27 protein-coding genes are annotated in these 24,879 nt (G+C 64.5%); 21 read left to right on the top strand and 6 right to left on the bottom strand.

Features of this window, described 5'->3' with window-relative positions; genetic code table 11:
- Positions 1 to 8: 8 nt before the first annotated feature.
- The 3 genes from mreD to AC1PPK_RS05980 all read right to left on the bottom strand — a co-directional run bounded on the left by mreD (position 9) and on the right by AC1PPK_RS05980 (position 2,597).
- The gene (gene mreD / locus AC1PPK_RS05990; RefSeq protein ID WP_481116926.1) at positions 9 to 530 is read right to left on the bottom strand and encodes a rod shape-determining protein MreD; all 522 of its coding nucleotides are present in this window, start codon (positions 528 to 530) and stop codon (positions 9 to 11) included.
- A 3-nt stretch (positions 531 to 533) separates the two neighbouring features.
- Positions 534 to 1,442 carry a rod shape-determining protein MreC gene (mreC, locus tag AC1PPK_RS05985; RefSeq protein ID WP_481116925.1) on the bottom strand — a complete coding sequence of 303 codons (909 nt, stop codon included), beginning with the start codon at positions 1,440 to 1,442 and terminating at the stop codon, positions 534 to 536.
- A gap of 111 nt (positions 1,443 to 1,553) precedes the next feature.
- Positions 1,554 to 2,597, bottom strand: a complete 1,044-nt coding sequence (locus tag AC1PPK_RS05980; RefSeq protein ID WP_079434790.1) for a rod shape-determining protein — start codon at positions 2,595 to 2,597, stop codon at positions 1,554 to 1,556.
- 110 nt (positions 2,598 to 2,707) lie between these two features.
- Between AC1PPK_RS05980 and gatC the strand changes: the two genes are divergently transcribed.
- The 4 genes from gatC to gatB all read left to right on the top strand — a co-directional run bounded on the left by gatC (position 2,708) and on the right by gatB (position 6,542).
- Complete coding sequence (gene gatC, locus AC1PPK_RS05975; RefSeq protein WP_374481529.1) at positions 2,708 to 2,995, top strand: Asp-tRNA(Asn)/Glu-tRNA(Gln) amidotransferase subunit GatC; 288 nt, start codon at positions 2,708 to 2,710, stop codon at positions 2,993 to 2,995.
- 75 nt (positions 2,996 to 3,070) lie between these two features.
- Positions 3,071 to 4,525, top strand: a complete 1,455-nt coding sequence (gatA, locus tag AC1PPK_RS05970) for an Asp-tRNA(Asn)/Glu-tRNA(Gln) amidotransferase subunit GatA (protein ID WP_481116924.1) — start codon at positions 3,071 to 3,073, stop codon at positions 4,523 to 4,525.
- A gap of 11 nt (positions 4,526 to 4,536) precedes the next feature.
- A complete protein-coding gene (locus AC1PPK_RS05965) occupies positions 4,537 to 5,055 on the top strand; it encodes a hypothetical protein (protein ID WP_481116923.1) in 519 nt (172 codons plus the stop codon).
- 26 nt (positions 5,056 to 5,081) lie between these two features.
- Positions 5,082 to 6,542 (top strand): Asp-tRNA(Asn)/Glu-tRNA(Gln) amidotransferase subunit GatB, encoded by a 1,461-nt coding sequence (gatB, locus tag AC1PPK_RS05960; protein WP_481116922.1) that lies wholly within the window; start codon positions 5,082 to 5,084, stop codon positions 6,540 to 6,542.
- 72 nt (positions 6,543 to 6,614) lie between these two features.
- Here gatB and AC1PPK_RS05955 read toward each other — a convergent pair whose 3' ends face one another.
- Positions 6,615 to 7,391, bottom strand: coding sequence for a hypothetical protein (locus AC1PPK_RS05955; RefSeq protein WP_481116921.1), 777 nt, complete (start codon positions 7,389 to 7,391; stop codon positions 6,615 to 6,617).
- A 177-nt stretch (positions 7,392 to 7,568) separates the two neighbouring features.
- On the opposite strand from AC1PPK_RS05955, the gene AC1PPK_RS05950 reads away from it, so the two are divergent.
- From AC1PPK_RS05950 to AC1PPK_RS05900, 11 genes are all read left to right on the top strand, one after another.
- Positions 7,569 to 10,634, top strand: a complete 3,066-nt coding sequence (locus AC1PPK_RS05950) for a bacteriohemerythrin (RefSeq protein WP_481116920.1) — start codon at positions 7,569 to 7,571, stop codon at positions 10,632 to 10,634.
- 172 nt (positions 10,635 to 10,806) lie between these two features.
- Complete coding sequence (locus AC1PPK_RS05945; protein WP_481116919.1) at positions 10,807 to 12,333, top strand: gluzincin family metallopeptidase; 1,527 nt, start codon at positions 10,807 to 10,809, stop codon at positions 12,331 to 12,333.
- 60 nt (positions 12,334 to 12,393) lie between these two features.
- Positions 12,394 to 12,813, top strand: a complete 420-nt coding sequence (locus AC1PPK_RS05940; RefSeq protein WP_481116918.1) for a hypothetical protein — start codon at positions 12,394 to 12,396, stop codon at positions 12,811 to 12,813.
- Between the two features lie 39 nt (positions 12,814 to 12,852).
- Entirely contained in the window at positions 12,853 to 13,626 is a 774-nt protein-coding gene (locus AC1PPK_RS05935) for a TIGR01458 family HAD-type hydrolase (RefSeq protein ID WP_481116917.1), read from the top strand.
- An 11-nt stretch (positions 13,627 to 13,637) separates the two neighbouring features.
- Positions 13,638 to 15,017 carry an APC family permease gene (locus AC1PPK_RS05930; RefSeq protein WP_481116916.1) on the top strand — a complete coding sequence of 460 codons (1,380 nt, stop codon included), beginning with the start codon at positions 13,638 to 13,640 and terminating at the stop codon, positions 15,015 to 15,017.
- Positions 15,018 to 15,250: 233 nt separating this feature from the next.
- Complete coding sequence (locus AC1PPK_RS05925; RefSeq protein WP_481116915.1) at positions 15,251 to 15,763, top strand: GNAT family N-acetyltransferase; 513 nt, start codon at positions 15,251 to 15,253, stop codon at positions 15,761 to 15,763.
- Between the two features lie 86 nt (positions 15,764 to 15,849).
- Positions 15,850 to 16,245 carry a T6SS amidase immunity protein Tai4 family protein gene (locus AC1PPK_RS05920; protein ID WP_481116914.1) on the top strand — a complete coding sequence of 132 codons (396 nt, stop codon included), beginning with the start codon at positions 15,850 to 15,852 and terminating at the stop codon, positions 16,243 to 16,245.
- Between the two features lie 15 nt (positions 16,246 to 16,260).
- On the top strand, positions 16,261 to 16,629 hold the full coding sequence (locus AC1PPK_RS05915; RefSeq protein ID WP_481116913.1) for a hypothetical protein: 369 nt from the start codon (positions 16,261 to 16,263) through the stop codon (positions 16,627 to 16,629).
- Positions 16,630 to 17,113: 484 nt separating this feature from the next.
- Complete coding sequence (locus AC1PPK_RS05910; RefSeq protein ID WP_481116912.1) at positions 17,114 to 17,485, top strand: hypothetical protein; 372 nt, start codon at positions 17,114 to 17,116, stop codon at positions 17,483 to 17,485.
- A 90-nt stretch (positions 17,486 to 17,575) separates the two neighbouring features.
- Positions 17,576 to 17,971, top strand: a complete 396-nt coding sequence (locus AC1PPK_RS05905; protein ID WP_481116911.1) for a hypothetical protein — start codon at positions 17,576 to 17,578, stop codon at positions 17,969 to 17,971.
- Positions 17,972 to 18,440: 469 nt separating this feature from the next.
- A complete protein-coding gene (locus AC1PPK_RS05900; protein ID WP_481116910.1) occupies positions 18,441 to 18,701 on the top strand; it encodes a hypothetical protein in 261 nt (86 codons plus the stop codon).
- 58 nt (positions 18,702 to 18,759) lie between these two features.
- On the opposite strand, the gene AC1PPK_RS05895 is transcribed toward AC1PPK_RS05900, so the two are convergent.
- Positions 18,760 to 19,401: a hypothetical protein gene (locus AC1PPK_RS05895; protein WP_481116909.1), complete on the bottom strand. Its 642-nt coding sequence runs from the start codon at positions 19,399 to 19,401 to the stop codon at positions 18,760 to 18,762.
- Positions 19,402 to 19,808: 407 nt separating this feature from the next.
- Positions 19,809 to 20,276 carry a hypothetical protein gene (locus AC1PPK_RS05890; protein ID WP_481116908.1) on the bottom strand — a complete coding sequence of 156 codons (468 nt, stop codon included), beginning with the start codon at positions 20,274 to 20,276 and terminating at the stop codon, positions 19,809 to 19,811.
- Between the two features lie 438 nt (positions 20,277 to 20,714).
- Between AC1PPK_RS05890 and AC1PPK_RS05885 the strand changes: the two genes are divergently transcribed.
- The 6 genes from AC1PPK_RS05885 (at position 20,715) to AC1PPK_RS05860 (ending at position 24,735) form a co-directional block, all read left to right on the top strand.
- Positions 20,715 to 21,152, top strand: a complete 438-nt coding sequence (locus tag AC1PPK_RS05885) for a hypothetical protein (protein WP_481116907.1) — start codon at positions 20,715 to 20,717, stop codon at positions 21,150 to 21,152.
- A gap of 169 nt (positions 21,153 to 21,321) precedes the next feature.
- The gene (locus AC1PPK_RS05880) at positions 21,322 to 22,347 is read left to right on the top strand and encodes an AraC family transcriptional regulator (RefSeq protein WP_481116906.1); all 1,026 of its coding nucleotides are present in this window, start codon (positions 21,322 to 21,324) and stop codon (positions 22,345 to 22,347) included.
- A 132-nt stretch (positions 22,348 to 22,479) separates the two neighbouring features.
- Entirely contained in the window at positions 22,480 to 22,824 is a 345-nt protein-coding gene (locus AC1PPK_RS05875) for a hypothetical protein (RefSeq protein WP_481116905.1), read from the top strand.
- Positions 22,821 to 23,687: a complex I NDUFA9 subunit family protein gene (locus AC1PPK_RS05870; RefSeq protein WP_481116904.1), complete on the top strand. Its 867-nt coding sequence runs from the start codon at positions 22,821 to 22,823 to the stop codon at positions 23,685 to 23,687. The genes AC1PPK_RS05875 and AC1PPK_RS05870 overlap by 4 nt, the downstream gene beginning before the upstream one ends.
- Positions 23,684 to 24,163, top strand: a complete 480-nt coding sequence (locus AC1PPK_RS05865; protein ID WP_481116903.1) for a DUF2269 family protein — start codon at positions 23,684 to 23,686, stop codon at positions 24,161 to 24,163. Before AC1PPK_RS05870 ends, AC1PPK_RS05865 begins: the two co-directional genes overlap by 4 nt.
- Positions 24,160 to 24,735, top strand: coding sequence for a DUF4166 domain-containing protein (locus AC1PPK_RS05860; RefSeq protein ID WP_481116902.1), 576 nt, complete (start codon positions 24,160 to 24,162; stop codon positions 24,733 to 24,735). The genes AC1PPK_RS05865 and AC1PPK_RS05860 overlap by 4 nt, the downstream gene beginning before the upstream one ends.
- Positions 24,736 to 24,879 lie beyond the last annotated feature (144 nt).

The raw sequence follows: 24,879 nt of genomic DNA, 5'->3' as shown, positions 1-24,879 counted from the left end.
CGCCGGCGCTAGATCGGCCGGTTCTCGTCCCGCTCGACCGGCTGGTACTGGGGCAGCAAGAGCACATAATGCAGCGGAATCCACAACGCCGCACCGACGAAGCTGCCGAAGAACATCCACCACCCCGGGAACTCGGCTCCCGCCAGCAGGCGCACGATGACCATCACGACCTGGGTCAGGAACAGTAGCGGCAACACGTGCAAGGCCTGCTCCACCGGCGTGAACCACATCACCCGACGGGCCAGCTCATTGGCCGCATAGGCCAACAGCACGTAGGCGAAGGCATGCTGGCCCAACGCCGCGCCGACGCCGATGTCGGTCAGCAGGCCAAACACGAAACCCGCCCCGATGCCGATCTTGAGCGGCTCCCGGACGCACCAGAAAGCCAGCACCAGGGCCACGAAGTCCGGCACGGCGGGCAGATGGCCGGTGGGAATGTAGTTGAGGAACAGCGCGAAGAAGAGTGTCGTATAGACGAACCACATCTTCACCGGCAACAGGATCCGGCTCGAACGGTTGGTAGGTTGCATCGCCTAGTCCTTCACCGCGCGGGACTTGCGCCCCTTGCCCTTGTTGATGACTTCCGGCTCGGGCGGCCGCGGCAGCACGTTGGGCCGCTGGCCGAGCACCAGCACGTGGCTGAATTGCTCGACGCCCGCTGCCGGGAGGCACGGAATACGCGCAAAGGCCTGGGCCTGGTCGCGCTCCACGCGCGCCACCGTCGCCACCGGCAGCCCCGACTGGAAGACGCCGTCGAGGCCCGAGGTCACCACCTTGTCGCCGGGCTGCACGTCGGCATTGGCCGCCAGGTAGCGCAACTCCATCAGACCGTTGCCCGAACCGAACAGCACCGCCCGCAAACCGCTACGGACAATCATCACCGGAATCGCCTGATCCTTGTCGGTGAGCAGCGTCAGTTCAGATTGCATCGGGAAGACGCGGGTAATCTGGCCCACCACGCCGACGTTGTCCACCACCGCCTGCCCGGCCTCGATGCCGGCCTGGGTACCCTTGTCGAGGATCACCTTGCGGGAGAAAGGGTCCTTGGCGGTGTACATGATCTCGGCGACGACCGTATTGACCTTCTGGCGTGCGCGCACCTCCAGCAACTCACGCAGGTGACGGTTCTCCTGCTCGATCTGATCCAGGCGCAACAGACGCTCGGCGCCCTGCAACTGCTGGCGCTTGAGCTCCTTGTTCTCGATCTGCAGGCGCACCAGCGACGCGAAGTAGTCCGACGCATTGCGCACGAAATCCGCCGGAGTGGCCGCCGCCATCTGCATCGGATAGGCCAGCACCGACAGCCCCCGGCGGAAGGCGTCCAGGTAACGCAAGTTGAGGTCGCTGACCAGCAGCCCCAGCGAGACGAGCACGAAGAACACGAGCTTGGCCAGCGGCGCAGGCCCGCGTTTGAAGAAAGGAGGAGGCGAATGACCGACCATGGGGCAGTTCGCTTGCGATCATGCAACGACCGCGCCCGGGACCGGCCCGGGTCGCCGGCGCACGCGAATGAACGAAGCGTTCACCGCGGGCGCACCGATCGTCGCCGACGCTTACTCGCTGGTGAAGATGGAACCGAGCTGGTCCATCTTTTCAAGGGCCATGCCCGAGCCGCGGACCACACAGGTCAGCGGATCATCCGCGACGATCACCGGCAGACCGGTTTCTTCCATCAGCAGGCGGTCCAGGTCGCGCAGCAGCGCACCGCCACCGGTCAGCACCATACCGCGCTCGGCGATGTCGGCGCCCAGCTCGGGCGGCGTCTGCTCGAGGGCGATCTTGACTGCAGAAACGATCTGGTTGAGGGGCTCGGTGAGCGCTTCGAGGATCTCGTTGGAGGAAATCGTGAAGGCGCGCGGAATACCCTCGGCCAGGTTGCGCCCCTTGACTTCCATCTCCTGCACCTCGGAGCCCGGGAAGGCCGAACCGATGCCTTTCTTGATCGCCTCGGCGGTGGTCTCGCCGATCAGCATGCCGTAATTGCGGCGGATGTAATTGACGATGGATTCGTCGAACTTGTCTCCACCGACACGGATCGAGCCGGCATAGACCATGCCGCCGAGGGAAATCACGCCCACCTCGGTGGTGCCGCCGCCGATATCGACCACCATCGAGCCGGTCGCATCTGCCACCGGCATGCCGGCACCGATCGCCGCAGCCATCGGCTCCTCGATCAGGTACACATTGCTGGCACCGGCTCCGAGGGCGGATTCGCGGATCGCCCGACGCTCCACCTGAGTCGACCCGCAGGGCACGCAGATGATGATGCGCGGGCTGGGGGAGAACAGGCGGGTGTCATGGACCTTCTTGATGAACTGCTTGAGCATCTGCTCGGTGACGGTGAAGTCGGCGATCACGCCGTCCTTCATCGGCCGGATGGCCGTGATGTTGCCCGGTGTCTTGCCCAGCATCTGCTTGGCGGACATCCCCACGGCGAGGATGGTTTTCTTGGCATTCGGCCCGCCTTCGGTGCGGATGGCGACCACGGACGGCTCATCGAGGACGATGCCCTTTCCCCGGACGTAGATCAGCGTGTTCGCGGTGCCAAGGTCAATGGCGAGGTCATTCGAAAAGTAGGAGCGCAGAGAACCAAACATCGGTGGAGAATCCCGGAAACCGTAGGGGTTGGAGGTGGGAATTGGGCAATCGAAGAATCGCTTATGATAACCTACAAACCTTTGTCGTTTAAGCAACTTTGTAAATAGCCATGTCTCTTTCCCTCGACGAAGTCCGCCACATCGCCAAGCTCGCCCGCCTCGAACTCGCCGCCGGCGACGCCGAGGCCACGCAGGCCAAACTGAACGGAATTTTCGGCCTCATCGAGGAGATGCAGGCAGTCGATACCGACGGGGTCGAGCCGATGAGCCACCCTCAGGAACTGGCCCAGCGCCTGCGCGACGACGCGGTCAGCGAAACCGACCGCCGCGCCGCCTTCCAGGCCGTCGCGCCGCAGACCGAAGCCGGCCTGTACCTGGTGCCGAAGGTCATCGAATAAGGCCCGCCACCGGACTCTGACCGCCGCCGGCCCGGCCGGCGCCCCAGCACCGCTCAAACCGCAGCCCCACGCACCATGATCGAATCCAGCCTCAAGGACATCGCCGCGGCCCTCCGCGACAAGAAGGTCTCCGCCGTCGAACTCGCCACCGAGAGCATCTCCCGCATCGAAGCCGGCAACGCCCGCATCAACGCCTTCGTCACCGTCGACCGGGACGGTGCGCTGGCCGCCGCCAAGGCCGCCGACGAACGCCTGGCCGCCGGCACCGCCGGCCCGCTGACCGGCATCCCGCTGGCCCACAAGGACGTCTTCTGTACCGAAGGGGTGCTCACCACCTGCGGCTCGAAGATGCTGTCCAACTTCGTCAGCCCCTACGACGCCCACGTGGTCAGCCTGCTCAAGCAGGCCGGCGCGGTGATGGTCGGCAAGACCAACATGGACGAGTTCGCGATGGGCTCCTCCAACGAGAACTCCCACTTCGGCCCGACCCGCAACCCCTGGAACACCGACAAGGTGCCCGGCGGCTCGTCCGGCGGCTCTGCCGCGGCGGTCGCAGCGCGCATGGTGCCGATCGCCACCGGCACCGACACCGGCGGCTCGATCCGCCAGCCGGCCTCCCTGTGCGGCATCACCGGCATCAAGCCGACCTACGGCCGCGTGTCCCGTTACGGCATGATCGCCTACGCCTCGTCGCTGGATCAGGGCGGCGCCTTCGGCTACAGCGCCGAGGACTGCGCCGTGCTGCTGTCCGCCATGGCCGGCCACGACCCGCGCGACTCCACCAGCCTCGAACAGGGCGCCGAAGACTTCGGCCGCGACCTGGCCAAACCCCTCGCCGGCCTGCGCATCGGCCTGCCGAAGGAATTCTTCGCCGAAGGCATGTCGGACGACGTGCGTGCCGCCGTCGACGCCGCCATCGCCGAATACCGCAAGCTCGGCGCCACCACCGTCGAGGTGAGCCTGCCCAACGCCCGCCTGGCGATCCCCGCCTACTACGTGATCGCCCCGGCTGAAGCCAGCTCCAACCTGTCCCGCTTCGACGGCGTACGCTACGGCCACCGCGCCGCCGACTACGGCGACCTCAACGACATGTACTGCAAGAGCCGCGCCGAAGGCTTTGGCGGCGAGGTAAAGCGGCGCATCCTGGTCGGCACCTACGTGCTGTCCCACGGCTACTACGACGCCTACTACATCAAGGCCCAGAAGCTGCGCCGCCTGATTGCCAACGACTTCGCCGCCGCCTTCCAGCAGTGCGACGTGATCGCCGGCCCGGTGAGCCCGACGGTGGCCTTCGGCATCGGCGAGAAGAGCGACGACCCGGTTCAGATGTACCTGTCGGACATCTACACCATCGCGGTGAACCTCGCCGGCCTGCCGGGCCTGTCCCATCCGGCCGGATTCGGCGTCGGCGGCCTGCCGGTGGGCCTGCAGCTGATCGGCAACTACTTCGGCGAGGCTCGCCTGCTGAACACCGCCCACCAGTACCAGCAGCACACCGACTGGCACACCCGGGTGCCTGCCAGCCTGTGAAGGCACGCAGCATGACCGCCCTACGCGCCTCCACCACCCGTATCGCCGCCGGCCTGGCCGTGGCCGTGCTGGCCGGCTGTAGCGTGGTCGCACCGCGCCCCTCGACGGCGCCGTCAGCCCCGGCGGCCGAACAGCAGCCGTCCGAGGTTCTGGCAGCCCCGTCGGGCCGCCTCAAGCCGATGCCGCTGCGCACCTTCACGGTCGCCACCGACTGCCGCTTCCGCGACGAAACCGGCAGCGCCGGCAAGGCCACCGTGGATGTGATCGAATCCAAGGTGCGGGCCCTCAACGTCGAACTGACCATGCCCAAGCACGGCGTCTGCCGCTATGAGCTGGCCAGCTTCCATCAAACCCAGGCCCTACCGTCCATCGAACTGGAAGGCCCCCGCGATTGCCGCGTGCGGCTGTGGGAGCAGGGCGAACAGATCACCGTCGCCTTCGCCGGCTGCCACACCATGTGTTCCCCGTCCAGCGCCCAGGATTACGTGTGGCCGCTGCTGATCGACAAGAACACCGGCAAGTGCGACTGAACGACCAAGAAATCTAGAGAGCAAACATGAGCAGAACCGACTGGGAAGTCGTCATCGGGCTGGAAATCCACACTCAGCTCAACACGCAGTCCAAGATCTTCTCCGGCGCCAGCACCGCCTTCGGAGCCGAACCCAACGCGCAGGCCTGTGCGGTGGACATCGCGCTGCCCGGCGTGCTGCCGGTGCTCAACAAGGGCGCCGTCGAGCGGGCCATCCGCTTCGGCCTGGCCATCGGCGCCACCGTCGCGCCGAAGAGCGTCTTCGCCCGCAAGAACTACTTCTACCCGGATCTCCCCAAGGGCTACCAGATCAGCCAGTACGAGCTGCCGGTGGTCCAAGGCGGCCAGATCACCCTGCAGGTGCCGGACGGCAAGGGCGGCGCCTACGAGAAGGTCGTCAACCTGACCCGCGCCCACCTGGAAGAAGACGCCGGCAAGAGCCTGCATGAAGACTTCCACGGCATGACCGGCATCGACCTCAACCGCGCCGGCACGCCGCTGCTCGAGATCGTCTCCGAGCCCGACATGCGTTCGTCGGCCGAAGCCGTCGCCTACGCCAAAGCCCTGCACGCCCTGGTGCGCTGGATCGACATCTGCGACGGCAACATGCAGGAAGGCTCCTTCCGCTGCGACGCCAACGTCTCCGTGCGCCCCCGCGGCCAGGCCGAGTTCGGCACCCGCCGCGAGATCAAGAACCTCAACAGTTTCCGCTTCCTGCAGCAGGCCATCGACTACGAGATCCAGTGGCAGATCGATCTCATCGAGGACGGCGGCAAGGTCCAGCAAGCCACTGTGCTGTTCGACGCGGACACTGGCGAAACCCGCGCCATGCGCAGCAAGGAAGACGCCCACGACTACCGCTACTTCCCCGACCCCGACCTGCTGCCGCTGGTGATTTCCAGCGAGTGGATCGAGCGCGTAAAGGGCGAGCTGCCCGAGCTACCGGAAGCCCTGTCGGCCCGCTTCCAGGGCGAATACGGCCTGTCGGCCTACGACGCCACCACCCTCACCGCCAGCCGCGAAGTCGCGCAGTTCTACCTCGACACCGTCGCTGCGGCCGGTGCCGCCAACGCCAAGACCTGCGCCAACTGGGTGATGGGCGAGCTTGCCGGTCGCCTCAACAAGGCCGAGCTGGACATCACCGCCAGCCCCGTCAGCGCAGTGCAACTGGCCGGTCTGGTGCAGCGCATTGCCGACAACACCATCTCCAACGCCATCGCCAAGAAAGTCTTCGAGGCGCTGTGGAACAAGGAAGGCGACTCCGCCGACGCCATCATCGAAGCCCAGGGCCTCAAGCAGGTCACCGACACGGGCGCCATCGAGGCGATCATCGACGAAGTGCTGGCCGCCAACCAGAAGTCCGTCGAGGAATTCCGTGCCGGCAAGGAAAAGGCCTTCAACGCACTGGTCGGCCAGTGCATGAAAGCCTCCAAGGGCAAGGCCAACCCGGCCCAGGTGAACGAGCTGCTCAAGAAGAAGCTCGGCTGAACCTCAGCCGCCAGCCTGCAAGAAACGCAACGGGCCGCCCCTCGGGACGGCCCGTTTTGCATGAATGGCGCCCTATTTCCAGTAGGGCAGCAGCGCCTTCGCCGCGTCGATACGGTGGGCCGCGCTGGCCGTCGGATCGTTCATCACCGCCAGCAGAAAGCTCTGCGGATCACCGAAATGACCTTCAACACCGAGCCTCTCGGTGCCCCCCATCGTTGGCAGCACCGGCAGGCCGGGCTGCGCTGCAGCCACCAGCGAAGGCGCTGTCACCACCGGCGGCGGCGCCAGCTGCACCAGGGCCCGCTCGAAGGCCATCCGGTCGATGCGCAGGAAATTGCCCAGCAAGTCGGCCTGGCGCTCCGGATTCGGCGCGATGTCCAGCCACGGCTCATGGGCCAGCACCCGCCCCATCGACGGATCGATGAAGGCCGACCACTTGCCGCTGGCGGCGTTGATGCCCGGCACCACGTGCACCGTCGTTCCCGGACACGGCGTCAGCCGCGCCGTCGGCACCTCGGCCAGATAACGCCGGCACAACCCGGCCAGGAAGCTGCCCGCCTTCGCCTGCGATACCGGATCGGCCAGCGGGAACCACAGCTGGAAACCATCGGCTCCCGTTACCGCCATCACCGGCGCCGGCAGCTGCAGATCATCCTGCACCGCCTGCCACAGAGCTGCGACACAGTCCCAGGCGTCCGCACCGTTCACCCCCAGCACCATCGCCCGCAGCAGCCCGTCCGGCCCCAGCGGATCGAAGACCTGCGCCACACCGCTCAGCAAGGCCTCTTCGTCCGGCGACAGGCCGGGGTAGAAAAAGAGCCGCTGCAGTTCCGCAACCAGTTTGTTCATGGATCACCACCCGACGACGACCGGGCGACTGTACCCGGCCTCCCCACCCATCCGCAACGCACAGCCCCCGCACCGGCAACAAAGATGCGAAAAAGGTCCGGCCGCTCACACGATTTGCCCCGCACGCACCCCCAATTCGGGCAATAATCCCCTGCACGCCGCCGTCGCAGCCCCGCCATGAATACCATCGACATTTTTCCGTGGGACGATAACTTCAACACGGGCCTGCCCACCATCGATGAGCAACACCGCAAGCTGGTGCATCTGCTCAACCGGCTGGCCGGCCAGCTCGCGCTGGAAGCGGACGAGCTGGACCTGGCGTCGTTGTTCGACGAACTGGTCGCCTATACCGTCTATCACTTCGAAACCGAAGAACGGATCTGGAGCACGTTCATGGGGGGCGACGCCCACGAGATCGCTCACCGGAACAACCACGCCTCCTTCGTCCACTACGTCCAGCAGACCCGCAACAGCCTGCACACCCGCCCGCAGACGGAAGTCGCCGAAGAAGCCCTGGGGTTCCTGACTCGCTGGCTGGCCTCCCATATCCTCGAAACCGACCGGGCCATGGCCTACGCCGTGCGCGCCATTCAGGACGGCATGCCGCTGGAAGCCGCCAAACAGCATGCCGCACGGCAGATGAGCGGGGCCACCCGCACGCTGGTCGACATCATCCTGTCGATCTACGCCACCCTGTCCAGCAACACCCTGCGCCTGCTGCGCGAACTGACCGAACACCGCCAGGCCCGGATCGCCCTCAGCGAAGCAAAGGACGCCCTGGAGAAATCCGGTCGATTGCTGCAGACCATCATCGATACGGTGCCGATGCGCGTCTTCTGGAAAGACCGGGACCTGCGCTACCTCGGCTGCAACCCGGTCTTCGCGCGGGATGCCGGCAAGTCGGCCCCGTCGGAACTGATCGGCAAGGACGACTACGCCCTCACCTGGGCACCCGAAGCCGACATCTACCGGGCCGACGACCGCGCCGTCATCGAATCGGGCGTGGCCAAGCTCGGCTACGAAGAGCCGCAGACCACGCCGGACGGCCACCAGATCTACCTGCGCTCCTCCAAGGTACCGCTCACCGGGTCCGATGGCGACATCATCGGGGTACTGGGCATTTACGAGGACATCACCGACAGAACCGAAGCCCAGAAGGCCTTGCACGAAAGTGAGGAGCGCCTGCGCCTGGCCCTCGGCGTCTCCAACCAGGGCTGGTTCGACCTGGATCTGCCCAGCGGTCGGGTAAACCTCAGCCCCAATTACGCCAGCATCATCGGCCACGCCGACGGCGACTTCGAAACCAACCTCTCCAACTGGTTCGCCAACATCCACCCCGAAGATGTGGAAGCCCTGCAGCGCAAGTTCGCCGCCTGCCTGCAGGGTGGCGGCCCGGAGAGCATGGAATACCGTCGTCGTACCCGCTCCGGCGACTGGATCTGGCTCGAGTCCGTCGGCAAGATCGTGCAATGGGATGCCACCGGCAAGCCGCTGCGCATGATCGGCATCCATACCGACATCTCCGCCCGCAAGAAAGCCAGCGAAGAACAACGCCGCCTGAACCGCGCCCTGCGCCTGCTCAGCGAATGCAATCTGGCCCTGGTCCGTGGCGATGACGAAAGCCAGTTGCTCAACCACATCTGCCGCCTGGTGGTCGAATCCGGCGGCTACGTGATGGCCTGGGTCGGCTACGCGGACAACGACCCGCAGAAGTCGGTCCGGCCCGTCGCCCGCTCGGGCCATGAAGAGGGCTATCTGGACAATGTGCGGATCAGCTGGGACAGCAACGTGGACATTGGCCGCGGCCCGACCGGCAGCGCCATCTGGTCCGGCCAAACGCAGATCAACCAGGACGTGGCGAGCTGTCCGGGCCTCGCCCCCTGGCGCAAGGCCGCCAGCCAGCGGGGCTACCGCTCGTCGATCGCCCTGCCGCTCCGCCACGACGGCACGGTGTTCGGCGCGCTGACCATCTATGCGGCGGAACCCAACGTCTTTGCCCGGGACGAGATCGCACTGCTCGAAGAACTGGCCGCCAACCTCAGCTTCGGCATCCGGGCCCTGCGCACCCGTGCCCAACGGGAGGCCGCCATCGCCGCCAACCAGGCCAAGAGCTCCTTCATCGCCAACATGTCCCACGAGATCCGCACACCGCTCAATGCCATCAACGGCATGGTGCACCTGCTGCGCCGGGACGGCGTGGACGAGCAACAGGAAGGCCGCTTGACCAAGATCGAGGACGCCAGCCAGCACCTGCTGGAGATCATCAACGCGGTGCTCGACCTGTCGAAGATCGAAGCCGACAAGCTGGAGCTCGCCGACGACCCCATCGACCTGCACGCCCTGCTGCAGCGTGCCGCCGCGATGGTCCAGGAGCGGGTGCACGGCAAGCACCTGCAGCTGAGCATCACCCTCTCGCCTGATCCGGCACCACCGCTGCGCGGCGACAGCACCCGCCTGCAGCAGGCCCTGCTCAACTACCTCGCCAATGCGGTGAAGTTCACCGAAGCCGGACACATCCGGCTGAGCTGCGAGATCACCGCAGACGACGGCGACAGCACCTGGGTGCGCTTCACCGTCCAGGACACCGGAATCGGCATCGCCCCCGATGCGCTGGCCCGCCTGTTCTCGGCTTTCGAACAGGCCGACAACTCCACCACCCGCCAGTACGGCGGCACCGGCCTCGGCCTCGCCATCACCCGCAAGCTGGCCGAACTGATGCACGGCGAAGCCGGCGCCCAGAGCACCCCCGGCGAAGGCAGCACCTTCTGGTTCACCGCCCGCCTCAAGCACGCAGCACACACGGCCGGTGCTGCGTGCCCGACGGCAGACCTCACCGACGCCGAAAGCACCCTGCGCCGACGCTTCGCCGGCAGCCGTGTGCTCCTGGTTGAGGACGAACCCACCAACCGCGAGGTCGCCAAGCTCTTCCTCGAGGACGTGGCACTGACCGTGGATATCGCCGTGGACGGCCTCGAGGCCGTATCCCGGGCCCGCTCCCGCCCCTACGACGTGATCCTCATGGACATGCAGATGCCGCACCTCGACGGCCTCGATGCCAGCCGCCAGATCCGCCGTCTGCCCGGCCACGCCCATACCCCGATCATTGCCATGACCGCCAACGCCTTTGCCGACGACCGCCAGCGCTGCCTGGCCGCCGGTATGGACGACTTCATCGCCAAGCCCTTCGCCCCCGAGCAACTGTTTGCGACACTGCTCCAGTCCCTCGCCAACCGCGGAACATGACCTCTACCATGCGGGACGCATCCTCCGCGCAAGCACATTTACATTAACCCATTGTGGGCTAGACTGGCCTTAGCCCGCCAGAACCAAGCAAGCGGGCCAAACAATCCGGCCTGGACGGACAGCGCCGCGCCGCGGCCCCACCGCCGGGCTCACACCTGGAATGGGGATGATCATGGCCAAGACTTCTTCAGACGCGGGCAGCAAGAAACCCTCCAAGAGCAGCACCAAGCCTCCCAAGGCACCGAAGCCTCCCAAACCGCACAAGACGCCGCCCCCACCGGCCAGCCTCATCAACGCCTGGGAGCAAGACCCGGGCGCCAGTGCCGCCGCCGACGGCGGCACGCTGGTCCAGCGCACCGTGCCCACGCTGTCCGCCACACCCCTGCCCACCAAGATCACCCACCCGTCCTCCGCCCCCGCCGCCGGGGTGTACATGCCCGCTACCGCCGAGTTCCGCTACTGGGCCTGTGCCGACGCGCTGCGCCGCGGCTCCGACTTCTGGGGCGGCCTCATCCCCGGCGTCCAGTGGCAGGTCGGCGCCACCCTGCCGGTGGATCTCGACCACGGGGTGGACCTCAACGCCTATTACGACCGGGTCGGCCTGCGCTTCTTCCACGGCAGCGTGCGGGGCCGCACCGTCTATTCCGGCGAAAGCCCTGACGTCGTCTGCCACGAACTCGGGCACGCCCTCCTCGATGCGATCAAGCCGCAGCTATGGGACGCCGCCAGCCTGGAAGTGGCTTCCTTCCATGAATCCTTCGGCGACATGAGCGCCCTGCTCACCGCCCTGCAACTGCCCTCCGTGCGCCACAGCGCGCTCGCCGAAACCCAGGGCGTGCTCTACCGCTCCAGCGCCCTGTCGCGCCTGGCGGAACAGCTCGGCTGGGCGATCCGGCAGAGCTACCCGGACGCCGTCGAGAGCGACTGCCTGCGCAACGCGGTCAATTCCTTCTCCTACACCGCGCCCCAGCATCTGCCCAGCTCGGGGCCCGCGTCGGTGCTCAGCGCCGAAGCGCACTCCTTCTCCCGCGTGTTCACCGCCGCCTTCTTCGAAGGGCTGGCCGGCATGTTCAAGGCCCAGGCCAGCCAGGACGAGAACGGCCTGCTCAGCGCCAGCCACGACGCCGCCACGTTGCTCGTCGCCGGCATTCGTAGTGCGGCGGTGGTACCGGCCTTCTACAGCCAGGTGGCGGCGCAGATGATCCTCGCCGCCAAACAGCAGTTCGCCGCCCAGCCCTACGCCCAGGCCCTGAAGAGCGCCTTCGTCCGCCACGGCATCCTGTCCCCCGCCGCCGCCGCCACCACCGAAGCGGCCAGCCCCCGCGGCATGGCCGAACCAGCGGCCGAGCTGGCACGCGTAAGCCTCTCGGTGGCCGAATATGGCCTCAGCGACGAGGAGGTGCACGTCTATGCACCATCCCAGGCCGCCCAACTGGCTGTCGCCGGTGGAGCGCGGGGCATGGGCTCGTCGCCCGACACCGCGCCCACCGACGCCGCCCGGGCCTTCCTGGAACACCTGCTGCGCCGCGGCCGCCTCAAGCCCCAGGAAGAGAAAGGCGGGCAGACCCGCGGCCTGATCGCCCGGACCACCGCTCCCGACACCCACGAGACCCACACCCACGAGCTGCGCCGGGAAGGCAAGGACCTCGTCCTCCGCCGCCTGCGCATAGACTGTGGCCCATGCTGCCCGCAGCACTGAGCCAGCCGCTCCGGCGGGACGCAGGCCCCGCCGGCCTCCACCAACACTTCGGATAGCCCCGTGACCGACCCGCAAGCCCCCGCCGCCCCCCCGGACGAAGCCCTGCTGCATGCCGGCCTGGCCCGGCGCGGGCTGGAACTGGCCGGCATCGACGTGCTCCGACCCGACGGCAGCTACGAGCTGCAGGTCACCCGCCTGCAGGCCCTCGACGACGGGCACGGCCACACCCTCTACGCCCCGGTACGCTTCCCCTGCCGGGTCCGCCTGACAGCAGCCGGCGAGCTCGACTGGCTGGACGGCGACGCCGCCGCGGACGCCGCCCGGGCCGACGCCCAGGCCTGGCTGTCGATGCTGATCGCCAACCAGCAACTCGCCCCGGCCGGCGCGCCACTACCGCCGGGCGCCACCCACCGCATCGAACCCGACGCCGCCGGCCGCCCGGTGGTACGCCGCGCCCGCTTCGGCCTGGGCTTCCACTGAAGGCCCCTCGGCGGACCGCTACCGACCGGAGAGACATCCATGCCCCTGCCCACCGCCCCCCGTGCCGTGCTGATCGACCTGGCCGGCGTGCTGCACATCGACGACCAGGCCATCCCTGGCGCAGTGCAGGCCCTGCAGACCCTGCGCGCAAGCGGCCTGCCGCTGCGCTTCCTCACCAACACTACGCGCAGCCCGCGCGGGCGCATCGTCGCCAGCCTGCGAGAGATGGGCTTCGACATCGACGCCGACGAGATCCACACCGCCGTGCTGGCCACCCGCCAACTGGTCGAACAGCGCGGCCTGCATCCCCACTACCTGGTCCATCCAGACATCGCCGACGAGATCGGCGCCAGCCACAGCAATCCCGATTCAGTGGTGATCGGCGACGCCGGCCCGCACTTCGAATACGACGCGCTGAACACCGTCTTCCGCCTGCTGATGCAGGGCCTGCCCTTCATCGTGATGGCCCGTAACCGCTACTTCATGGCCCGCGACGGCCTCACCCTCGACATGGGCGCCTTCGTCAACGGCCTGGAATACAGCAGCGGCCGCCAGGCCGAAGTGGTGGGCAAACCGGCCGAACCCTTCTTCCGCGGCGTGCTCGACGAACTCGGCGTGGCCCCGGCCGATGCGGTGCTGATCGGCGACGACCTGGCCGACGACATCGGCGGCGCCCACACCACCGGCATTCCCGGCATCCTGGTGCGCACCGGCAAGTTCCGCCCCGCCGACGAGCACCATCCCAGCCACCACCCGGCCGCCGTCGCGGACGACTTCGCCGCCGCCGTCGCGCTGCTGACCGCCGCCGCCTGAGCCCGGCCGCCATGGAAACCCGGCGCGAACTGGCCAGGGACGCCCTCGGCGCCTTCGAGTCGGCGGTGATGGGCATTGCCGGCACCGCGCCGGCCTTCAGCGTCGCCGTCACCACCGCCACCATCGTCGCCGCGGTCGGCGTGCTGTCGGTGGGCAGCATCCTGTACTGCGGCCTGATCATGTTCGGCATCATGCTGGCCTTCTTCCACCTGTGCAAAATCACCCCCGACGCCGGTGCCGCCTATGCCTGGGTCGGCCACGTCTTCGGGCGCAAGTGGGGCTTCTTCGCCGGCTGGGGGCTGCTGGTCGCGTCGATCTTCTTCATGGTCTCGGCCACCGTCCCGGCGGCCACGTCGACGCTGGTACTGCTGGCCCCCGGCAAGGTCGAGAGCACCGCCTGGGTGACCTTCACCGCGGCGATCTGGCTGACCCTCGTCACCGCCGTGGTGACCCGCGGCATCAAGCACTCCAGCTACGCGCAGATGCTCCTCACCGGCACCGAGACCGCCGTAGTGCTGGCGCTGATCGTCGGCGCCTTCGTCGAATACGGCGGCCGGCCGGCCCACGTGCCGTCGGTCATCTGGTTCTCGCCCTTCTCCTTCACCCCGCAGCTGTTCGCCACCGGCGCGCTGACGGCGATCTTCTTCTACTGGGGCTGGGACGTGACCCTCAACCTCAGCGAGGAAACCCGCCACGCCGCCACCGACGGCGCCCACCCGGCCGGCAAGGGCGCCTTCTGGGCGATGGTGAACCTGATCCTGTTCTTCATCATCATGATGGTCGTGGTGCTCATCGTGCTCACCGACGAGGAGATCGCCCGCGCCAACACCAACGTGCTGTACGCCATCGCCAACAAGCTGCTCCCGCCGCCGTGGAACTACCTGGCGGTGCTGTCCACCATCCTCAGCACCATCGGCACCATCGAGACCCAGATCCTGCAGTTCAGCCGCAGCATGTTCGCGATGGCCCGCGACGACATGCTCCACCCGCGCTACGCCGACATCCACCCTGAATGGCAGACCCCATGGGTGGCCACGCTGGTGATCTGGCTGCTCGGCGTACTGCTGCTGTTCAGCGCGTCCTACATGCCGTCGGTGAGCCGCATCCTGCAAAGCTCCATCCTCGCCATCGGCTTCCAGATCTGCTTCTACATGAGCCTGGCCGGCTTCGCCTGCGCCTGGCACTACCGCGCCAGGCTGACGGCCGGCCCGCTGGATGCCGTGTCCTACGTGCTGTGGCCGCTGCTGGCGGCGCTGTTCATGGTCTTCATCGCCCTCTACAGCGTCCCGACCTTCGACGCCATCACCGACATCATGGGCATCGGCGGCATCCTCATCGGCTTGGTGCCCCTGCTGCTGGGCCGGCTACGGCGCTTGAATCGGGCACACTAGTCCCTCGTCACGCCTTGACGTAAATCCTCATTCCGCGATCCGAAATCCTTGCCCCCCATCCCCGCGGTAACCATCTTCGGCCCGCCCGGGCGTAAGTGAAGCAAGCCCGCCTCACCCGCCAGCCGGCGCGGGCGCACCCGGCTGTCACTGCCGGTCGGCCTCTGAGGCCGGTCGACGCACGGGCATGCGACACGGATGATCCGGCATCACCACAGCGCGCCTCGGCCGCCACCATGACGCAAACACTGACTGTCCGCCGAACGGCCGCCACCGACGCCGACCTCATCCGCCGCCTCCGCATCGCCTCCCTGACGGATGCGCCCCACGCCTTCGGCGCCAGGCTGGAGGACGTCCTGGCCCAGCCGTATGACGCATTCGAGAAGATCGCGCAAAGCCACAGCCGATCCGAGGTCTCCACCTCCTTCTTCGCGTTCTACGGACCGGAACCCGTCGGAAGCATTGGAGCCTTCTTCGACGGCCCGGAACCCAGGCGAGCCTTCATCTGCGCGTTCTGGGTTGCGCCGCCGCACCGGGGTTCCGGAGCCGCCAGCATGCTGCTGGATACCGCCGTCGCGTGGCTGGTCAGCCGGGGCGCCAGAAGCATCTTGGCCTGGGTCGCCGACTCCAACTCGAGGGCCTGGGCCTTCTATCGCAGGCAAGGCTTCGTCGCCACCGACGAAACCCAGGCCCTCCCGTCGAATCCGGCGGAATCGGAAACCTTGATTCGCCGTGACAATTGCCGATAGCATTTACCTGCCCATTTCACGATGCATGCAGGATCCATTTCCAATCACCTTCATTAAGAACACATCATGCATAACAGGGTGCTCCATTGAAATTCGCCTATGTGGGCCTGACCCTCCTGGCCCTGGCGTTCCCGACTGTGGCCAGCGAGGGTTCTGCTACGCGCAATTACACGCAGAAGGCGCTGCTGAAGAACTGGGCCCTCAGCGTGTGTCTGGCGACCGTGGCTAAGGATGCGGGTGACCGTGCAGACGCCGACGCCACCGCCAGCGCCTACATGGAGGCAGGCCGCCAAGGCATCGAAGCCTATGACGCACTGAGGAAATTGGTCAACCGGTACACAGCCAGGAAGTACGCGGGTTCGATCCCGGGTGCATTCAACACAATGAAGTGCATCGACCTCTACAACTCGGACGTGCTCGAGCACCTGACGATCAAGCTGACAAGACAGTCCCACCCGGCTCCCATGAACCGAAAGCGATAAGACAGCAAGGCGCTCATGACTGCACGTAACGTTCGCTCGCTGATCCTCGCCACTTGCATAACCCTCGCCATCGCCAGCGGCGTATTCTTCGGCCTCTTCGCGTGTGGCGGCTATTACTGGCATTGGCAACTTCAAGCTCTCTTGGAGTTATCCACGTTGACGGCCTGGGTTGCTTCCACCATCTACATCTATCGAAACACGCCCATCGCGGAACGCCGGCTTCTTCCCACTATCGGCTTGTGCCTTGGCTTTTATCTTGCCATTGATGTTCTGTTCTTCACCGTCATGGCGTCCGTTGGCCCGTTCTATCCGGCGTCACCGCAGTCGGTTGGTGAATGGTGGCAAGGTTTTCTGTTCATTTGGCGGGAGGGGACACCGTGCTAAAGCACACCCTCAGGACATCCATGCAGACCCGCCTCTCCCGCAAACCGCGCAGCGTCGTCAAGCCGGAAGCCTGATCGCCCCTCCGCCAGCCGTCCGGCGGCACGCCAACACCCTGCTGCGCCCCTGCGACAGAGGGGCGATCACTTCAAGGGCTCTGACGGGCTCCAGCCCGGACATCGCCAGTCCTTGCCGAAGCAATACATACGTATGACGGAGTTGATGCTTTGGCATCAGGCAAGAGTCAACCAGGAGCGGACACTCGCCATTCAATCCAGATAGCGGCCATCCGGGCAGGCTTGTATGCTATACGCCTATGCGCTAGATGAGTCGCATCAGCTCACTAAGCTGTCGGCTACTGCTATTCCTGTCTTGTTGTCTTGCCTTGCGCGTGGTTCCTGCATCTACACAGTAACTTGCAGGACAAGTTATTCGGCATTTCGATGCTATGCGGCAGAACTGTCGCCAGAAAACAAAGTTATTCATCATGAAGTACAAGCACATTGACGCCATGCTTCACAACTTCGGCTATTCATTTGTGAGCCTCATGAACTACGTCGATGATCAGTACATTCTTGATGTTCTACCTGAATTGGCGCGTCATTCTCCGGGCCACGAAATCGACATCAACTTTGGCAATGGACAAGTCTCGCCACCCGGTGAGTATCCGGTGGCACTCCACAAATCCATCTCATACTGGAAAGACTGGTTGCCCAAGCACATCGCCAACCATAGGCTTGAGCCGGAGCGCCTGTCAGAGATTCATGTCCGCTACAGGCTGGTAAAGATGGGGCACGAAATCATTGTCTCCACCACTGATGATCGTGGCAAAGAACACAGAGTGTTCGTCCATGCATAACATGGCGCTCAACCTCGCTCCCTTCGGTCGCCGGAGGCTGCGCGATAAAGCCGCGCAGCGACGGTTAGCTCTAAATTAGGGCTCAGAAGCATGTTCATCGCAAGTCAGTACAAGGTCGCCGGGACACCTGACTCAGTACCAGAGGTCGTCCACGTCTCCTACGACCTCTGGAGCCTTCAAATCACGGTGGTCTTCGAAGGGCAGTCGCAGCCGGTCTACCTCAGCTTCAACAGCGTCGGCTTCCGCGTGCTCGACGAGGGTCAGCTGCTGGATTACTGGGGTAAGGAAGAGCGAGCGCCAGGTTGGCTTTGGCGCATTGAGTCCGGCGGCTGGTTCGATCAGGAAGCCCAACGCAGTGGCTTTCTCATGGGTGCGTTTGCCAGCGAAGGCGAGTGGCGACCTAATGAGTACCTGCTCTTGGGTGTGAACGATTGTGTCAGCATCCTCAGCTGGGGTGAGCCGCAGGTTTCGCTGGCTGAGCCCTAACTCAAGCGTTGAATGACACCTTCCCTGAAAGCTCAACGGCAGCATTGGGTCGATAGCCGCCCCCACCCTTGACCTCCCCCCGCCCCCCGGTCAATACTTCCCGCGTCGTCGAAACAGAGACGATCGGGGTTGGAAGCCCGATAACGAAGGCGGACCGATTAGCCGCGCCGCGGCTATTTTTTCGTCCGTCACGCCCGTGGTGCGCCTTGATCAATGGTGGGCCGGGCGGGGAGGCCTCGGCCTGCCGGTCCCTTCGTTCCGGTCTTCCAACCTCGCTTTGGCCCGCCCCCCGTTTGGAAGCGAGGGGCGGAACTATCCAGCAAACGAAGGAGTATCACACCATGGCATTTTCCGCCCTGGCGTGCGCACGTCCGCACGCATCCGCTTCCTCTTCTCCCCCGCAGCATTTCCCTGATTGCCCGGCCGTGATTGGTCGGCACGTCGCCCTCTTGAACGGGAGGGCGCCGGCATGAATGACGCACTGCATTTTCCGGCGCCCGGCGATGGGCTGTATCACCTGGCCGACGACGTGGGCCGCATGGCTTTGTTCGATCAGTTGTCGGCACGCCAGCAGCAGTTGCATGCACTGCTGGCGATGACCTGCGGGGATGCGTGGGAGGTTTTCCGCCGGCAGGCGCCGAGCCACCAGGAGAACTACCTGTGGGCCTGCTGCATGATCGCGGCGGAGGCACGGGATCTGATCGAGGCGCAGCAGGCCCGGCAGGCCTGAGCGCAGTAGGGAGCGGGCTGGGCACAGCCCGCCCGGGCGTAAGTGAAGCAAGCCCGCCTCACCCGCCAGCCGGCGCGGGCGCCAGCACCGGGCAGGCGTCGGGCAGCCCGTCCAGGCCCTGCTTTTCGACGCTGAAACGGGCCACCGGCGCATCGTGGCCGGCCTGCTGCACGCGGATCACGTAGAGGCTGTCGTAATCGTCGTCGGCCCACTTGGGCACCGCTTTGGGGTCGGCGCCGAGGGTCTTGAGGAACAGGCGGGCCAGGGATTCGCCCCAGTGGTGCTCCCAGGCGATCACGTGGGTGCCGGCCGGGTGGGCGAGCACCTGGTGCACCAGCGGCTTGATGTCCTCCATGCCACCGCCGAGGGTCACCGGCTTGCCGGCGCGGATCGCCAGGGGCTCGATGGTGGCCAGCGGGCGCACGTAGTTGAAGGGCACGCCCTTGTCCTTCTTCAGCACCCCCGGATTGGGTGCATACACCGCGTCCGGCACCCCGAAGCGCGACAGCAGCAGCGGCGCCAGCGCCAGCGAGCGGTTGAGCCCCTGGCAGGTCAGCTGCCCCAGCCCGTCGGCGGGCTTTTCCCCGTGGCGCAGGATCACGATGCTCATGTCCGCAAAGGCCGGCGCCGCCGCCAGCCCGCAAGCCAGCGCCAGGCTGCGCAGCGCAAGGCGCGCGGCAGCGGTTCGAAGGAACTTCATGTGAGTCGGCCCCCATGGCAGCCCCGCCGCCGGAATGGGGCGGAGCGATTCAAGAGGCGCGATCTTCCGGGATTTTTGCCGCGAAGGACAGGGGGCCGGGGGCCATCCGGCACCTCGCGCACCGGGGTGGATATTCACTTTCCATTTTTCGGACATGAAGCCCGAAGTTTCGGACTCGGCCATCGAAGTTTCGGATTCCGGATTCGAAACTTCGGACTTTGAATCCGAAACTTCGACCGGCGACACCGAATATTCGGATCGAAACACCGAACATTCGGTGATTGCCACCGAAACTTCGGACTCGATCACCGAAAAACGGATGCTTGCTTTCCACCACCGGAATAATGCCATCCAGCTATCGACAACCGAGTCCGAAACACGCCGCAGCTCCGCGCGGCAGCCCGCAATCAGGCCGTGGCTTCAGCCGGCTTGGCCTTGCGGCCGGGGTTGCGCACCAGCATCGCCTTGCGCAGGGTCTCGAGCCCCTCGCTCTTACCGTACATCTTCATCAGCGCATACCCTTCCAGCATGGCCACGAGGATGTCGCTGCCCAGCGCCGTCTCGGTGTCCTCCGCCTTTGCCACCACCTCCCGCAGCCGCATCAGGCGCGGCCGCAACGCATCGAAGGCCGCGAAATCGCGCTGCACCTCGGCCACCGAAAAACTCGGCGGCAGGATCTCCCGGTTGTGCTCCAGCACCAGCGCCGTCTGCCGACAGAACTGCTCCGACTTGTCGCCCATCTTGTTGAGCGCCCGCACCTCGTCGGCCGACAGGCTGATGAAGGGCGAAAAGATCTGCTCGATGGTGGTGAGTGCCTGATCCAGTGCGGCAAGGGCTTCGGCGGACAGATCGAGGGAAACGAGGTTCTGCGTCATGGCGTGGCTCCGGGTGAGATAGGGAAGATCGCGCCGGGCAGGTCCGGGAAGCGGACAGGCATCGCCGACGCGCCGGAATATTACGATGAGATTACGTCAAATGCATACATTGACGAGCAAAGTGGACCATCTCGGCAGCCCCCTCATCGGCCCGCCGTCCGCGGAGTGACGTACTCAACTGAAGCGCTTGGCAGCACATGGGAACATGGCAGTCATGACAATGAAGTGGTGCAATACGACCAATCGCGGCTCCTCAGATACCCTCCCGCCAAGCGGGCATCGCTCCCATTAAGTTGTCTGACATACTTGAACACTTATGCTTAAAACGTAAACTCGAAACATCTGAATTTCATGAGCAAAGTACAACCACCCGGGCGCCTCCGGGATCATCTGTCATGCGAGCCCCAGCGTTCGTGTAAAGACTGTTAGCAATAGCACATGACCACTTGGAAAAAAGTAGTCCTTTGGGTTATCGGTACCCCCCTAGTAATGTTTGGTGGCTGCGCTGCATTGTTAGCGCGCCTTGGCACGGATATGTGCGCAGAAACAATAACTGACCAGTTCCCGTCACCCAGCGGGAAATTGAAAGCTGTTGTATTTCAAATAGATTGTGGGGCCACAACCAGCTTCAACAGCCATGTTTCTATCGTGCCCGCTGACACCGACACCTCCAAGAAGGATTCTCTGCCCCAAAGTTTCTTTGTCGCCGATGCAAACCGTGGTCAAGCACCGACCGGGAAAGGCGGCGGCCCAGAGGTTCGCGTCACTTGGAGGGATGACGACCACCTCGAGATCCAGCACCACCATCTTGCGCATCTAATTCGCACGGAGCCGAAATCAGAAGGGGTCACCATTGACTACACACCATTTCGCTGAACCCGTACTCAGCCTCGTTTCCCTCGATCGCCGAGATGTCTCGCAAGCGCGGCAGACTCTTACTAACCGAGGTCCAGCTTGAAAGAAAATACTGGAAACAGAGGCTGATTTCGCATTGCCGGCATACATTTCCATTTATTGCTTTTGACAATATCGTTTTTCACCCGCAGTGACCTCTCTCGCCATTCTTCTCACCGGCTTCTCGATATTCAGCGCAATCAGCCTTGCCCTGACGCATTTCCGCGGCGACCAATACCAAGACCAGCCGATGTCGCGCTTGATGGGACTTGTCCTGCTGATGGCATTAAGCGGTCTGCAAATCGTCCACTTCGTGTGGCTGTACCTCGATCAGGAATGGGTGGCAACGCTGCCGTACCGCATGACCCTGTTTGCCGTGGCGCCATCTTTCTTCCTGTTCAGCCAGCCCTTGCTGAACCCCAAGGCGCCCCCTCTGATTAGACCTGCGCTTCTCGGTCACGCGCTGCCAATCGGGATTTCCCCCTTCCTGCCTGACGATCTGGCCTTGCCGCTGGCTTTCAGCGTTGGCGCCGGCTACTTGCTGTGGCTGGCGCGCAGTCTCTACGCCTTGCGCTGCGAGCGGGCGAGCTTCCACCGGGAGATGATTCTGCTGGGCAGCGTATTCGGTATAGCTATCGGCGTCTCGGTGCTCGGGCTGGCCCAGGCGTCGCTGCCTGGCAAACTGTTTTTCAGCCTGTACGCGGTCTCGATCGGGGCCGCCTTTTTCCTGGTGCAAACCACACTCGGCCTCAGGCCAGAACTATCCGTTGAGGTCAAGGAAACCGTACAGACTGCCTATGTCAGCTCCACGCTGACCAATGTGGATTGCGATGCGGCTCTATCGAAGCTGAACACCCTTATGACCGCGGACCGAACCTATGTGGATCCGGACCTGAACCTTCCCGGACTGGCTGAACGTCTCGGACTTAACACTCACCAACTTTCGGAGCTGATGAATGCCCGGCTGGGGAAGGGTTTCTCCCGCTACTTGCGTGAACTGCGCGTGGCAGCCGCCAAAGCCATGTTGTGTGATGAACCGTCCGCCTCTGTCCTGTCCGTTGGACTCAGCGTGGGGTTTACCTCGCAGTCGAATTTCTACGAGGCCTTCCGCGAGATCGAGGGCATGACCCCCGGCCAGTTCCGCAAGCTCCACGCCAAGAGCGGGCCATCCAAATAGCCGTGATTGGCTGACCGAAGCTCCGGAATGATCTTTCCGGAGCCGAAAAATGTTCCGTTTCGATAAGAACGGAAGAATTCAGGGGGTCTGATCTCCAACCTGGGGGCTCCAGTAACCAATCGGGAGCCTTTCATGAATCCTTACGTTCTGCTGTTTGCTGAATCTTTCATCTGCGTAGCCGCGAGCCTCGCGGTTCTGCACGTGCTGTCCCGTCCCCTCGTGAATGTCCTTAACCGGGTCTGCCCCGATGAGCAGGCTGCTTCCTTCTGGTTGAGCTACACGAAGGTGATGCTGATGATCGCCCCGCTGCTGCTGGTACTGATGGTCGATATGTTCTCGCACTTCAGCAACCCGATAGACAGCTTCCGTCTAGCCTTGGTGGCAGCCCTAGTCGGGTTGCTGATCGGCCTTCGCTCGATCGGCAAGCGTCTGGGCCAGTTCATTACGGTACCGCGGCAGCCGGGGAGCGCATCATGAACATCCTGCTGACCGGGGCGAGTGGCTTCATTGGCCACAATCTCGTCACTGAACTGACCGCTGCCGGGCACCGCATCAAGCCGGTATGCCGTAGCGAGGGAATCGACTTGAGCCGGATGCTGTCGGCGGCGGACTGGCTGCCGCAGCTCGAAGGCGTCGACGCCGTTATCAACAGCGTTGGCATCATCGGGGAAAGCGGCTCCCAGCGTTTTGAACTCCTGCACACCCTCGCTCCGTCGGCATTGTTTCGCGCCTGCGCCCAGGCCGGAGTCCGGCGGGTGTTGCAGATCTCGGCGTTGGGAGCCGACAAGGCGGCGTTTTCTGCCTACCACCTGAGCAAGCGAGCTGCCGACGACTGCCTGCGCAGCCTCGATCTCGACTGGTTCGTGCTGCGCCCTTCGTTGATTTACGGCCTCGGAGGCAAGAGTGCAGACCTGTTCATGCGCCTGGCGGCGCTGCCGCGGATCCCGGTCATCGATAACGGGCAACAAGAACTGCAGCCTGTCCATATCAGCGACGTAGTGGCCACAGTCATGCAAGGCCTCACGTCGCCCAAGACGATGCAGACGCTGGACATTGTAGGCACAGAAATAATCACTTTCGCCGAGTGGCTGCAAACGATGCGCCAGGCGCTGGGGTTGTCCCGTGCCCGGCTTATTCCCATCCCATTCCGGGTGGCGATGGCGATTGCCCAGGTGGGACGGTACTTCAACCCGATGCTGCAGCCAGAGAATTTGCGCATGCTGAAGACCGGTTACCGGGCTGATTTCCGACCACTGGAGCAGTTTTTGGGACGCCCGCCCCTGACCACCAAGCCCAGCCTGTTTTTCTCCGAAGGCGTACCCACAAGGGGGGCGTCATGACCTTCACCCTTCTCAAAACGCTGCATATTCTCAGCCTCGTGCTTCTCTTCGGCACCGGTCTTGGCAGTGCGTTCTACAAGTGGATGGCCGACCGCAGCGGCAACCTTGCCCATATCGCGGTCACCAACCGCCATGTCGTATTGGCCGACTGGATCTTCACCACGCCGACCGTCATCTTGCAGCCCATCAGCGGCCTGTGGATGGCTCATCTGCTCGATGTGCCGCTGACGACACCATGGATTGCGGCCAGCCTTTCCCTCTTCTTCTTCGCTGGCGCTTGCTGGCTCCCCGTGGTCTGGCTGCAGATTCGCATGCAGAAAATCTCTGCCGATGCAGCAGCCGAAGGATCAGATTTACCGGCGCTTTACTGGCGGATGGCACGCTGGTGGTTCTGGCTTGGCGTACCCGCCTTTACGGCAATGGTCGCTGTAGTCGCGCTGATGGTCTTCAAATACATTCCAGGAATTGGATCATGAAAAGCTTGATGCAACAGGCGCTCGGCGCCGACTGGGACAAGCTGCCGCCGGCCCTCCAGGCCCATTACCGGTTCGGTACGACGACTGACACGGGTCGGATGGATATTGAGTATCCTCGGTTCATGCAGCCGTTTCTGAGTGTGCTGAGGGTATTCGGGGCGCTGGTCAATCGCCGTGGGCAGCAGGTGCCAACGGTGGTTGAAAAGAACGTCGTAGGCGAGCGGCAGCATTGGCGGCGCACAATCACCTACCCGGACGGGAGGGTGATCTATTTCGACAGCTTCTGGATATCGGCTGGCCACGACCAGGTGATCGAATTCGTCAATCCTGTGCTCGGACTACAGATGGCCCCGTACGTGACAGGAAACCGACTCCATTATCGCGGCGTCCGGTTCGTCATGAAGCTGGGACCGGTCCTGTTGCCGATCCCGGAATGGATGGTGCTGGGCCACACCACTATCGTCGAGGAAGCGATAGATGAAAGCCATTTCGTCATGGACTTCCGCCTCACTCATCCGTTGTTTGGGCAACTTTTCCGCTATTCCGGCAAATTCGAGGCTGCATCAAACTAATTAGCAATCCCGACCCTTCTTGACCTCCCCCCGCCCTCCGGTCAATACTCGCCGCGTCGTCGAAACAGAGACGATCGGGGTTGGAAGCCCGAGAACCAAGGCGGACCGATTAGCCGCGCCGCGGCTATTTTTTCGTCCGTCACG

This window comes from Zoogloea sp. JDB1, assembly GCF_056724025.1.
The sequence above is the reverse complement of the archived record's forward strand: the minus strand, read 5'-3'. Positions and strand labels throughout refer to the sequence as shown.